The sequence below is a fragment of the Paenibacillus sp. FSL H8-0537 genome (genome assembly GCF_038051995.1).
Classification (GTDB): domain Bacteria; phylum Bacillota; class Bacilli; order Paenibacillales; family Paenibacillaceae; genus Pristimantibacillus.
This window is the reverse complement of the sequence record NZ_CP150290.1, coordinates 1,427,261-1,440,742: the sequence shown is the minus strand read 5'-3', so window position 1 is coordinate 1,440,742 and position 13,482 is coordinate 1,427,261. Positions and strand designations below refer to the sequence as shown.

General features: G+C 50.1%; 9 protein-coding genes. 1 reads left to right on the top strand and 8 read right to left on the bottom strand.

Annotated features, from left to right (window positions below; genetic code table 11):
- Positions 1 to 92: 92 nt before the first annotated feature.
- Positions 93 to 3,194 (bottom strand): glycoside hydrolase family 2 TIM barrel-domain containing protein, encoded by a 3,102-nt coding sequence (locus MHB80_RS05850; RefSeq protein ID WP_341281295.1) that lies wholly within the window; start codon positions 3,192 to 3,194, stop codon positions 93 to 95.
- Between the two features lie 141 nt (positions 3,195 to 3,335).
- Here MHB80_RS05850 and MHB80_RS05845 point away from each other — a divergent pair, with 141 nt between their 5' ends.
- On the top strand, positions 3,336 to 4,175 hold the full coding sequence (locus tag MHB80_RS05845) for an AraC family transcriptional regulator (protein ID WP_341281294.1): 840 nt from the start codon (positions 3,336 to 3,338) through the stop codon (positions 4,173 to 4,175).
- Between the two features lie 107 nt (positions 4,176 to 4,282).
- Here the strand turns inward: MHB80_RS05845 and MHB80_RS05840 are convergent, their stop codons facing one another.
- The 7 genes from MHB80_RS05840 to MHB80_RS05810 form a co-directional block, all read right to left on the bottom strand.
- Positions 4,283 to 4,993 carry a helix-turn-helix domain-containing protein gene (locus tag MHB80_RS05840; RefSeq protein WP_341282871.1) on the bottom strand — a complete coding sequence of 237 codons (711 nt, stop codon included), beginning with the start codon at positions 4,991 to 4,993 and terminating at the stop codon, positions 4,283 to 4,285.
- Positions 4,971 to 6,743 (bottom strand): histidine kinase, encoded by a 1,773-nt coding sequence (locus MHB80_RS05835; protein ID WP_341282870.1) that lies wholly within the window; start codon positions 6,741 to 6,743, stop codon positions 4,971 to 4,973. Before MHB80_RS05835 ends, MHB80_RS05840 begins: the two co-directional genes overlap by 23 nt.
- Before the next feature lie 117 nt (positions 6,744 to 6,860).
- On the bottom strand, positions 6,861 to 9,212 hold the full coding sequence (locus MHB80_RS05830; RefSeq protein ID WP_341281293.1) for a glycoside hydrolase family 95 protein: 2,352 nt from the start codon (positions 9,210 to 9,212) through the stop codon (positions 6,861 to 6,863).
- Positions 9,213 to 9,280: 68 nt separating this feature from the next.
- On the bottom strand, positions 9,281 to 10,846 hold the full coding sequence (locus tag MHB80_RS05825) for an extracellular solute-binding protein (RefSeq protein WP_341281292.1): 1,566 nt from the start codon (positions 10,844 to 10,846) through the stop codon (positions 9,281 to 9,283).
- A gap of 63 nt (positions 10,847 to 10,909) precedes the next feature.
- Positions 10,910 to 11,791 (bottom strand): carbohydrate ABC transporter permease, encoded by an 882-nt coding sequence (locus MHB80_RS05820; protein WP_057304608.1) that lies wholly within the window; start codon positions 11,789 to 11,791, stop codon positions 10,910 to 10,912.
- 15 nt (positions 11,792 to 11,806) lie between these two features.
- Positions 11,807 to 12,790 carry an ABC transporter permease subunit gene (locus MHB80_RS05815; protein WP_341281291.1) on the bottom strand — a complete coding sequence of 328 codons (984 nt, stop codon included), beginning with the start codon at positions 12,788 to 12,790 and terminating at the stop codon, positions 11,807 to 11,809.
- A gap of 360 nt (positions 12,791 to 13,150) precedes the next feature.
- On the bottom strand, positions 13,151 to 13,450 hold the full coding sequence (locus MHB80_RS05810; protein WP_341281290.1) for a glycoside hydrolase family 95-like protein: 300 nt from the start codon (positions 13,448 to 13,450) through the stop codon (positions 13,151 to 13,153).
- Between the last annotated feature and the right edge of the window lie 32 nt (positions 13,451 to 13,482).

The following is a 13,482-nucleotide window of genomic DNA, read 5'->3' as shown; positions in this document are numbered from 1 at the left end:
ATGAATCGTCGTTAATCAATAAAGACCTCTGACTTTGGCCAGTGCCTTTATCAAAAATTCACTTCTATCCTTCGCTTTCGAGGATCTACTATTCAATCCACGATCTCTAAAGTGATCTTGTATACATAGATGCCCTTTTCGATTTTATATTCATCGTGAATATTTTTGGTCCATCCAGTATCTCCACCAAGACCTGCATGTTTGTAATCGATATGAAGGAAAACAGAATCAGATGTGCCAAGCTCGTCCTCATAGGCGGCATTGTCATACTGTCCGATGCTGTACTGATGGATGTCAAAATGGAAGTGACCCGCCGAGGTAACTTTTACCTTGCGCTCATCCGCCGACACATACAAATAACGGACATCTTCCTTGCCCCCGCACTCAACCGGCACGATGTAGGGAACATGCTGTTCTTCAACAGAGCTTTCATATATACCGACGAAGGCAGCCGTTTTACGGTCCGCATAGTTCTCCCATGGCCCGCGGCCATACCATTTGATACTCTTCCAGGCAGCAGGGAAGGTAAAGCTCAGACCGATTCTCGGTAGGGTATCGACATTAGCATTATTCACGACAGTGTTAGTAATTTCAATGCCTTTACCGCCAATCGCATACTCCGTAAGTGTTTCAATGCATCCATGATAAAGAACATGAACCTGAATGATAACTGATGCAGGCGCTGCATATACCCGGATACGCTTGATCTCTTTCTGATCGGAGTCCAGCCCGAGGCTTCTCCAATCATCTGCATAGTTTAGCGTCTCACTAGGCACACCTGCGTCTATCCCCGTTGGCGGCCGATAGAAATTGTTCGCTCCGCCCGTAAAGTAGTCTTGATTATTGTAACTGACAGAAATGAACTCTGCCGTTTCTTTCGAGAAGACCACGTTCGTATTTTCATTATAAATATGAATTCGATCCGCAGCTTCTTCATATACCAGGCTCCCACTTTGAATATCCCCGGTATGTATTTCATATACGGAATCTTTCAACTCGACCTGGCATGCATAGATACAGGTTCCCTTATTTGCATAATAGGTGTCCTCGTTCAGATAAGCATAAAAATTCAGGAACGCTTCCCCAGAGACCTTGGTTGGATCGTATGGTGCCTGAAGACTTTCGATAGCTCCGGCCGGCGTGTGTAATCGGGGTAATGGACCGTTTTCCACAACCTTCCCATCGCAAACAAGTCCCCAACCGATGTCCAGGTGGCTTAAGTCCCGATGCGTATAATGATTATAAATTCGATAACTTTTATTACCGGGAACATCATAAGGCCGTTCAAAATAATCGATCTGGACGGGAGCTTGTATATTTTTAATTTCATAGGCAGCCGGTTTCAGCGTTAAATCCGGAAATACAATGCCGTTCAGGCACATATCGGGCGCGGAATCAATAATCTCTTCCTGGAAGGCGCCGCCATAAACATATTTTTTGTTCCCAGATTCATCATGCCGGACAAGCGCTTTATCCTGGAAATCCCAAATGAAGCCACCCTGAAACCGCGGGAATTTATAAATAAGGTCCCAGAATTCCTTGAAATTCCCGTTGCTGTTGCTTTTCGCGTACGCATATTCACACATAATAAACGGCCGCAAGTCATCGCTGCTCGTCATGCAATCCACGATCCAATCCTTCTGAGGATACATGGGCGCCATGATATCGGAAATATTGGCCGGAGGATTCAAGGACTCATACTGAACATATCTTGTTTTATCATATTCCTTCATCCACCCGTACATGGCAGCATGGTTCGCTCCGTAACCAGACTCATTTCCCAAGGACCACAGAATGATCGAGGGATGATTCTTATCTCGCAACACCATCCGTGCTGCACGTTCCATATAAGCATGCGTCCATTCGGGAGATGCGCTGAGCTGGCCGCCGATGCCATGGGTCTCAATATTGGCCTCATCCACAACATATATGCCTAGTTCATCACAAAGGTCGTACCATTCGACGGCATGCGGATAGTGACTCGTTCTTACCGCATTGATATTTAGCGATTTCATGATCTTGATCTGCTCACTCATATACTCCGTCGACACCACGCGCCCCGTTTCGGGACAAAATGCATGAAGGTTGGTTCCGCGAATTATAAGACGTTTGCCGTTAATTTTCAATATCCCGGTGTTATCGATGCTGATTTCTCGGAAGCCGACATTTGCACTCTCGATGTCAACGACATTTCCGTCAGGGTCGATCATTTCCAATACCAATTTATAGAGGTAAGGAATTTCGTCGCTCCACAATTGGGGACTCTTAATGGTTTGTTTGACTTTCGCCACATAGTTGTCTTGCAGGTAGGATCTGAAATCCGCAAACTTCGGCGTCTCAAATTGCGTAACCAATTTTCGATCGTGATCATAAAGAGACAGACGCACGTGAGCTTCCCCATAACAGCTTGCTTGATTATTAGGATAAACCGTCACGGCTAATTCGGCATTGTCATAATCACCCGGGAAAAGCGTTTCGATTTTATAATCATGAATTCGCATTCGCGGTTTTGCATAAATCAGAACATCTCTGAAAATACCCGATAGATGCCAGTAGTCCTGATCCTCCAGATAAGAACCGGCTCCGAATCGCATCACCTGAACGGCCAAATGGTTTTGCCCCGTTTGGATGTAATCGGTAATATCAAAAGAAGCGTTAAGCTTGCTGTCCTGCGAATAACCGACGAACTTCCCGTTTAACCACAAATAAAAGCAGGATTCCACACCGGCAAAATCGATAAACAAATCTCTGCCGTTAAAATGTTCAGGAATTTCGAACGATAGGACATAACATCCGGTGAGGTTATCCTCCGGCACATAAGGCGGATTCAAAACAAATTCATCTTGCTTCAGTTGAATTTCGTGATGAGAGTCCGCCCCCTTCCGCGCAAAGGGATACTTAATATTAGTGTATATAGGTTTCCCGTATCCGAACAACTCCCAGTTGGAAGGAACAGGGATATCATCCCATTTGGACACATCATATGCAGGATGATAAAACTCATCAGTTACTACATCCGGAGATGAAAACGTTTTAAATTTCCAAGTGCCGTTTAAGCATTTTACGTATTTTGACGCTCTCCGGTCGCCGCTTAGCGCCTGTTCCACGGTTTCGTATATTCCATACGGCTCATGCATGGGATGACGGTTCTTGTGAGCGACATGCGGATTCTCCCAGTCTCTGTTCAGCTTCATACGTTTCGAATAACCCCCTCATAAATTGTCTTAATTGGTTGTGCTATGAAAGTCGATACCCTTATAATATAAGGACAAGTTTTCACATAAAATGTTAGGTCTGGTAATTCATTTATCCATTTTGGTAGGTGCGGTGACGATATGAATTTCGATGCTATAAAAGAAAACGATGTCGTATACCGGTGTATCGGAGACGATTTCGACCAGGGCATTTTGTCATGCGGCTTTATGAGAAAAAGAACGGCAGAGCGCTCCCAGTATGACTTCAGGATCGGATATTACAGCTGTTTGTTGGTCCTGCAAGGCAACGGGCGATTTATCTCAAAGGAAGGCACTGTTATTACAATGCAAGCAGGGGATCTGGTACAACGTTTGCCCGATCGTATGCACTCCACCGAAATCGAGCCGAATGGGGAATGGATCGAGTTTTATATCAGCATAGGTTATCCTGTCTATCATTACCTCAAAACGCTAGGCATCATAAATTCCGACCAAGAGGTGCAGCCGACACGACATACAAGCGATATTTTGAATGAATTTGCCGCCCTGCTGAACTCTCTTAAAGCCGCTGTAGATGAAAGGCTCCCCTATTTGCTGATGAAAGCTCAAGAACTCATTATCCGTTTGCACGGCAGCGTACATCATACTCAGAGAGAGCACAATGATCATAAAATCTCAAAAGCTTGCCAACTAATCGGCGGCGCCAATGATATCCATTACAATATTAAGGAAGCCGCAGCAGCCGTAAATATGGGCTATGAGAATTTCAGGAAGCTATTTAAAGCCACAACCGGAGTTTCCCCTCAGCGGTACCACATTGAACATTTAATGGAACAGGCCAAAATGATGCTCCTCTCCGGACTCCCCATTAAACACGTAGCCGTTAGTCTTGGTTATGGGGATATTTATTCCTTTACCAAGCAATTTACGAAATCGGAAGGAATGCCTCCAGGACGTTATATCCGTAACCGCCACAGATAAGCAAGAAACTAAGCAAAGGGCAGGAGGATCTTGCTTAATAAAAAATCAGAAAAGGAAGCAAGGAATTGTTAAGTTGTTCGCCTGTGAAGCGCGAATGAAGAAAACCTTCAGGTATTAGGCGATTCATGACGTTCGATTTCTTCTTGATTTTCGCGGTAGGTGCCGGGAGTCGTTCCCGTGTATTTTTTGAACACCTTCGCGAAGTAGTGCTTGGTATCGAAGCCGACCTGCCGGCTGATCGCGCAAACGGTCGAATGAGGCTGCGTTTTCAGCAGCTTTTGCGCTTCCCGGATTCGTAACGCATTCAAGTAATTGACGAGGGTGTCTCCCGTCTCCTTCTTGAACAAGCTGCTAATATAATTCGGATGCAGACTCATGCGATCCGCAAGATGGTCGAGGGACAGATCGTTCATATAGTTCATTTGCAAATAGGCCAATATCCGTTCGGCGTGCCGACTGTAATCCGAATCCGATGCGGCGGGGAGCTCCTCCTTCACGCGGCTCAGCAGGGACGCGATTTCCTTTTTGTCCAAAGGCTTCAGCAAGTAATCTACGACGCCCGAGCGAAGGGCCTGACGGACATAGTCGAACTCGTCATAGCCGGTCAGGATAATAAATCGATCGCATACCCCCTCAAGCCTGGCCTCCTGAATTAATTCGAATCCGTTCTTCTCCGGCATATGGATATCCGTTATCGTCACATCGGGCATAAAGCGCTTCATTGTCTCTAATGCCTCCGGGGCATTGAGGGCCGAGCAAATGTCGGAACCGACAGGCGCGACTTCCTCGACGATTTTAACTAACCCTTTCAGAATCAAAGGTTCGTCGTCTACGATCAAGATCTTCAACGTCCGCCACCTTCCTTTTCACGATGATAATGCGCAAGCAGGCTCCTTTGCCCGACTCGCTGAGGATTTCCAGTCGGGATTCTCCTCCGAAGAAGCTTTTGACTCGTTCGTTGACGTTTTTCAAACCTACGCCGACCCGCTCCTCTGCCTTTCTAGGCTCGTCGTGCCTGGACAGCCGTTCGCGAAGCGCGAGAAGCTTCTCCGGCGTAATTCCGTTGCCGCTGTCGGTAACGTCGATCGTAATCTCGCTTTCCGTTTCCGTCGCCTGCAGCGAGATGTGGACGGGTCGAAGGACGGCGGAAGCTCCATGCACGATCGCATTTTCGATAAGCGGCTGCAAAAGGAATCGCGGACAAGCCAGCCGTTCGGCATCCAGCGCAACTTGAATTTCAAAAGTCAGCCTGCTTTGGAGCCTCATTTTGTGGATGTTCATATAAAAGGAAACCATCTCGATTTCCTTCGCAAGAACCGTTTCTTCCCGCGCGGATGACAAGCTGTACCGCATCAGTTTCCCGAACCAGAAGGAAATATCGGCGACTTCCTTGTCGTCGTTAGCCTCGGCGACCATGCGGATCGTCTCGAGCGTGTTATAGAGGAAATGAGGCTTGATCTGCGCTTGCAGTACCTGGTATGCCGCTTCTTTGTTGCGCAATTCAGCTCGGTGGACGTTGTTGATGAGCTCATCCATTCGCCGGACCATCGCGTTATAGGTGACGATCAGGAAGCCGATTTCATCCTTTTCGAACTTGCCGTTTTTGATCGTCAGCTGCCTGAGGTTATTGTCGTTCAGCGTACGCATATGCCGGGCCAACCGAAGAATCCGTTTGGTAATCGTCGAAGCCAGCAGGTAATAGGCGATGGATAAAGCGATCAACAGCAGCACGATCATCGTCACCAAGACGATTTCCTTCTTCTTCACGGAATGGAATACGTCTCCCACCTGACCGGTGACGATGACGCGAACGTCCAGCGGCTCGAGCTTCAGCTGATTGACGATCGTTTGCCGGTTGATAAAAAATTTCCTGTCATCCGCTTGCAGAAGACGCAATGTCTTCTTGTCCAACGCCGGCGCTTCGTTCGTCAACGGATCGCCCTGTCCGGACAACAGCAACGCTCTCCAACTTCCTTCCACACCCGCGGCCGCATAGAAGTTATGGATTAAACTTTTGCGTACCCGAATTTCAAGAAGGCCGATTCGCTCCGTAATTTGCGTATTGTAAATGTACTGGTAATAGATCAGGTCCGGATCCGACGCCGCGGGATCGGCGCGCAGCCATTTCCCCTGTCCGGCTTTCAGGGACGAGACGGTTTGTTCCGTTTGCGGATCCAGCATAGACCGATCGCGAAACAGATTGGTGATGGGCAATACCCGATCCTTCATCTTATAAATGACGATGGATTCGATCTCCGGATTAGCGAACATCGATTGCGTGTTCAGCGGGAGAATATAGCGGGTCAGCGCGTAGATGCTGTCCGCGTCGGATTCGTATACGCCGTCCAGATAATCGGTCAAGTAAGGATTGTATTGCAGCACCCGGTGGACCGACTGAATTCGGGCGAAATCCGTTTTCAGATTGGCGTAAGCCTGCTCCAGGATTTTCTGCCTGCTCTCCACGAATTGTTGCGTCAGGTTGCCGTAGATTTGCGTGTAATAGTGATAACCGAATGCCAGAACAGGGATAAAGATCATAATCACGTAACCAAGCACGATTTTGCGCATGATGCTCAAGGCGGCGTTTCCCTCCGATGTGGAATCCATATATCGTTAACATATCATGTACTAAAGAATTCTGATAGAGGCGCATCCCTTCCAGATTTGCAATTCCGCAAACCCCGGTTAACGTGAGAACGGATCAAATTGAAACGATATCCCAGCCTTCACGGTGTATCGGATCGATCGCTTCCTATAGCGCAACGTACAAGGCATTCCGCAAAGGGAACGGATCTCGGCGCCGATTAAGCTTCCTTCCGCCCAAGTCATGCCGACTTCGAATCCCCCTCTGGCGCGAAAGCCCGAGATGGAGCCTTCCGGCCATGTTTCCGGCAAGGCAGGAAGCAATTCGATTTCGTATTCGGCTTTTCCGTTTCGATAGCGGGATCGGCTTTGCAGCAGCATTTCCGCAATGCCCGCGGTTCCGCCGAAATTGGCGTCGATCTGCATCGGAAACGGCTCATGCTGATTGAGCAGATTCGGATTGGTCGATCCCGCCAAGAGATCGACGAGCCGCTTGCGCGCGCTCTCCCCGTCTCGCAATCTGGCGTGCAGCGCTATCCGCCAAGCAGCCGGCCAAGCCAGGATTCGGTCCTTGCTCCGATGGCGAAGCTCGAGGCTTTTGCGCGCCCCCTCGAACGTTTCGGGCGTATCCTCGGATATCTGATTGCCGGGATATAAGCCGTAAAGGTGAGAAACGTGGCCGTTCGAATCTTCTGGTCGATCCCAATCCTCCGGCCATTCCTGCAATTGGCCGAATCGTCCGATTTGCATGGGGGGGATCCGGTCCAGAACCTTTCGGATTTCGTGTTCGAACGCCGAATTTTCGCCCAGCAGCTCGCTTGCGATCAAACAACGTTCGAGCAAGTCTCGGATCAACTGCACGTCCATCGTGGACGAGATCGTGAGATGCCTTCTTCGATCGTGGCCGTCCCGATACGCGTTCTCCGGCGAATAGGAAGGATTGGTAATCAGCAGACCGGCGAATTTAACGCCTTCGGGAGCCTCCACCAGGAAGTCCATCACGAATCGGGCGGCTTCTTTCATGGCAGGGTAGGCCCGTACCCTCAGAAAGTCAAGGTCGGGATTGTATTCGAAGTGATCCCATAAGTGCTGGACCAACCATACCCCGCCCATCGGCCATATTCCGGCATGGATGTCGACCGGGGCCGCGGCGCGCCATAAATCGGTATTGTGGTGGACGACGAAGCCCTTCGCGCCGTAATAGAGTTCCGCCGTGCGCGCGCCGGTGACGCGAAGATCGTCGATCAGATCGAACAGCGGCAGGTGGCATTCCGGCAAGTTTCCGACCTCCGCCGGCCAGTAATTCATCTGGACGTTGATGTTGGTCGTCCATTTGCTTCCCCATTCCGGCCATTCTTCTTCATTCCATATGCCTTGCAAGTTGGAAGGCTGATCGCCCGGTCTGGAAGACGCAATGAGCAAATACCGGCCGAACTGAAAATATAACGCGGCGAGCGACGGGTCCTCCGTCTCCCGAATGTCGAGTACGCGCCGATCCGTCGGACGCCGCTTGCCGCCAGTTCGCTCGTCCGCCCCGGCTCCCCCCAGCCTTATCGAGACTCGTTCATACAAGGCTTTATGGTCTTCGACGTGTTCGTCCAGCAACTCGCGATAAGGTCGTTCGGAGACGCGCGCCATATACCGATTGTTCAATTCCGAAGGATCGCCCCCCATGTCCCGGTAGTTCAAGAAGCTTGTCGCTCCGGAAAAAACGAGGGTTACGGCACTCGCTTCCGCTATGCGCAGGACGCCGTCGCCGGCCGTGCACGAGCCGCCTTCGCAAAAAGCCGTGAGCCTCCCTTCGAATCGGAGTCCCGGACCTTCCCAAGAGCCGCTCCAATTTCTTGGACCCTTGCGCGTTCCGGTCCGTCCAGTCAGCCGAATCGCACGGCTGCCGTCCGATTGAACGGACGCATCGGGGTGGACGCTGGACAAAGACGCGTCTACGGCGATACTGCCCCGCTCGCCGCACGAAAGCCGAATCACCAGGCAGCCGCTCGGGCGGGAACAGAAGATTTCGCGCGTGTATTCGCATCCGTCGGCTTCATAGGATACGGTCGCCACCGCCCGCCGCAGATCCAATTCACGCCGATATCGCGTAACCTCGCGATGCCCGGGGAACGCCAGATTCAGCTCGCAAAAAGGCAGGTAGGCTTGCAGATGGATCGGCTCGCCCATCATGCGGTCCAGAAACAGCCGCTCCGCCTCCTCGATCCGATCATTGAAAATCAGGCTCCGGACTTCTTGCAAATATTGCCCCGCGTCCGGCCGGTTATAATCGTGCGGCGCCCCCGACCACAACGTCTCCTCGTTGATCTGGATTCTTTCCGTTTCCGCTGCTCCGAACACCATTGCTCCCAGCCGTCCGTTGCCAATCGGAAGAGCCTCTTTCCATGCCGTACCGGGCGAATCATACTCCAGCTTCATCATTTTCCCGCCTTTCCGTTCTCCCATTTGCCTTCACCTGCAATATAGCGTGCAAAGTCCGTCAGGAACGCGCAGCGCTCCTGACGGACCCAGTCTTATTTTTTAAACAAATCCTTCTTCTTCTGATAGGTTTGGTTAGCCCAATCCACCAAGCGATCCAGACCGATCTTCTCGGCGTTCTTCACCATGCTCTCGTAGTTTGCCACGGCTTCTTCCTCCGACTTCGCCAAGTAGATTTTAACCTTCTCGTTTTTGATCATCTCGTCGATCTTCGTTTTGATCGTCTTCTCGTCCGAATCCGGCTGCAGCTGAATCAAGCCGAGCTCCGGCTTGTAAACCGTGAACGCCTTTCTTTCCATCAACGCTTTCGTCTTCTGCGCTCCCGGTACGTAGCTCAACATGCCTTCTGTAACGCCGTCGTTGTACAGGTACCACCATTTGATTCCGTTGCTGTTGACGAAATCGGCGTCGGACGGATCGTATTTCAAATTCGGATGCCCTTCGTCGTTCCAGGTCCAATGCTTGCCCTCGACGCCGAACATCGTTAACTTTTTGCCTTCGTCGCTCGCCAGATATTGAAGGAACTTGATCGACGCCTCCGGATCCTTGTTTTTCTTCGTGATAAACGTACCTGCAAAGCCCAGTCCGGAGCTGACCGCTTTCGCATCTTTCGAAATGGAGCTAGGCAGCATTTGGAACGTATACGAACCGCCGGCGTTTTTGACCTTGATATTGTCCGAGTCTGCTATGCTGACCGTATGCATATGCGCGAATGCCTTCCCGCTGGTCGAATACTGATCGTCGATCTGATCGTTCGTATAGGCGAAGTTCTCCGCCAGAATGTCCCCTTCGCGGTACAGACGGTTCATAAACTTGAAGAAATCCAGCATTTCCGGCTGTCTGATCGCATAGTCCACTTTTCCGTCCCGCTCATACCAGCCGTCCAGAAGGCCCTCGACGCCGAACTGCGTCAGGAAGTATTGCTCGATCCAATCTTTGTCCATGATCAGAGGGATCATGTCCGGATATTTTTCTTTGACCATGCCCAAAACCTTCATAAAGTCGTCAATGGTGTCTATTGACGGATTGCCGAGCTCTTGCAGAATATCCTCGCGCACCGCGATACCCGGGTTGCCGTCGCTGCCGACCGAGTATTTGTTCTGCACCATTTCCTCCTGCGTCGCGAAGGAGTTGCGCACCGTATAGAAATTGCCGTCATCCATCGTGTGGATCGCAATTCGTATCGGATCGATCTTAAAGTCAGGCGCGTATTTCTCGATCAGCTCGTTCCAAGGATAAGAAAGCTTCGAATCGGACATCCGTGCGATGTTCGCGTTAGTAAAAACCAGATCCGGGAGATCGCCGGACGCGATCATGAGCGGAAGCTGCTTGTCGTCCGTGGCTACTGTCACTTTCAGCTTGATTCCCGTCTTTTCGGTAATTTTCTCGGCAACCGCTCCCGTCCATTCCTTCACCGGATACCAGGAGGCATCGATAAACAGGGATAGCTCCTTCACCTCGTTGCTTTTGGCGGGCGGTTCGCTCCCCACCGAGTTATTGACTTGACCATCGTTGTTATTTCCGCATGCGGACATCAGCGCTATCGTCATCATTAGGATGAGCGATAAGAGCAGTGCCTTCTTCCCTTTGTTTCTTTTCAAAATAACCCCTCCAACAAGTGATGTTTATATTAAAGCAAACGCTTTAATATAATGCCAACAAAATCAACCCTTCACGGAACCCAGCATAATGCCTTGAATGAAAAACCTCTGGAGGAACGGATAGACGCACACGATAGGCGCGATAGATATAACCATAGCCGCTACCTGAAGAGAATAGCTGGTGACGCCCGCTGAAGCGCTGTTCGCAACGGCTATAGCGTCCATCGGCGCATTGCTCTTGTTGATAACCTCCATCATCCGGAAAGCGAGCGTCCGCAGACCTTCCGACTGCACGAAGTAAGCGGAATCCAGCCAAGAGTTCCATTGACCAACCCCCAAGAAAAGCGACATGGTTGCGATCAGCGGCATAGAGACGGGAAGGATGATCCGGTAGAAAATAACGAGCTCGGTAGCCCCGTCCATGTAAGCCGACTCCTTGAGTTCACTCGGAATTTCCTGAAAGAACGAAATGGCTATCAGCAGAAAAAACGTACTTAACATGGAAGGAATGACATAGACACCAAACGTGTTCAGCAGCCCCAGTGAGCGCAGAACGACGTAATACGGTATCAAACCGCCGGAAAAGTACATCGCGAATATAATGACCGTGAAATAACCTTTGCGAAACAGAAGATCGCGGTGAGACAGCCCATAAGCAACCAAACAGGTAAAAAGGACGCCTAGGGCGGTTCCCGCAAGCGTTCTCATAATCGTGACCAAAAAAGCACGGTACCAGTGGGGGTCATCCAAAAATCGCGCGTAATTTTCAAAGGAAAAGGTCCTTGGCCATAGATAGACGCCCCCAAGAAGCGAATCGGTTCCTTTATTGAAGGAAAGAATCAGGACGTAATAGAACGGATAAAGCATCGATAACGTCAGAATGGCTAGTAATGCATAAATCATAGCGTCCATGATACGATCTTTTTGTTTTTGGCTGAGCTGCATGCACGCTCCCCTTTCCTAGAATAGACTTGATCCCGAAGTGCGTTTGGCAATGTAGTTGCTGGAGAAAATCAGGATGACGGAAATGACGGATTGGATCAAATCAATCGCTGCCGCATAGGAAAATCTCCCGTCTCTTAATCCGACCTTAAACGCATAAGTTTGCACGATCTCCGAGGTCGAATTGTTGATGCTGTTGCCGAACAGAAACGCCTGCTCGAAGTTGGAGCCCACCAGTCCTCCGCCCAGAATGCTTCCGATCGTCAGAATAAGTACAACGACGATCGTTCCTTTCATTCCAGGGAACGTAATATGGCGAATTCGAGCCAAGCGGCCCGCTCCGTCGATCTGCGCGGCTTCGTATAATGACGGGTTAATGCCCGCTATGGCGGCCAGGAAGATAATCGTCCACCAGCCCATCTCCTTCCAGACGGCACTTCCAGTCGCCAGTCCCCAGAAATAGTTGGGGTTCGTCAATATGTCAAGCGGCTTGTCGATTATGCCTAGCCCTAGAAGCGCTTTATTGACCATCCCGATATCCGTCGACAGAAAGGCGAAAGCGATGCCTGCGACGACAACCCACGAGATGAAATGGGGCAAATAGCTGATCGTTTGGACAAAACGCTTAAACTTCAAATTTTTTACTTCGCTTAATAGAATGGCCAGCAATATGGGGGCCGGAAAAGCAAAAAGGATTTTTAGCAGACTCAATGCCAGCGTATTTCGAACGATTGTTCCAAACTGATAGTCATTAAAGAACTCCTTGAAATGCTTTAATCCCACCCATTCGCTTGTAAAAATGCCCTTAATTCCGGTAGAGATGGAATACTGCTTAAATGCCATTAGAATGCCGAACATCGGCGTATAGGCGAAGACAAGCAAAAATATCATACCGAGCCCAACGAACAGGTGCAGCGTTTTTTGTTTTTTAAACCGCTTCCAAAACTGCGTTCGCTGTTCTGTTTTTCCCTTAATTCCGGTTACGCGTGTATCCAACTCCATATCTGCTCCTCCTTTGTTTTCAGTGTACTCTTCGAATCAGAGCGTCGAAAGCCAACATTCTTAAGAAAGCGTTGTCATTTTTAAAGATCGGATGGCAAGGTGCCCGGACAATAGCATCACGTTGCCGCCGTTCAAATCGGTTTGCGATCCGCATAGAACGCGGCGATATCGTCCCTCGTACGCTTCCGTTTCTGGACAAAAAATAGATGACCCCCGACGAATTGACGAATTCCGAGGGTCATCTACCGGCCAATGCTAGTGCGGCCTAGTTCTGCTTTGATCAAGGATTAAACTGTAGCGACAAGCGGTTTTATTTCACTCTTCCCTGCTTGGGCATTGGCGTTGACGCAAGCAATCGTTTCAATCCGGAAGCACGGTGTAGACGACGCCGGCATCCGCATGAAAGCGGAGAAGGCCGGCCAGCCTCTCGGATTCGACCGGTTTCCCTTCCACTGTAATCGAACAACTGATCGCGCTTCGGATACAGCATGGTCCACTGGCAGTAGAGGCAATTACGGCCTTCGTCAGACTGCCGTCCTTCCATTCCAAGTCGACCGTATAGCCGCCTCTAGCGCGCAGCCCTTGAACGAAGCCCGTTGACCAAGCTGCCGGAAGCGCCGGGAGCAGATGAAGCTCGCCCGCATGACTCTGCAGCAGCATCGTAAAATTATTCCTACCCACTATAATGAAGA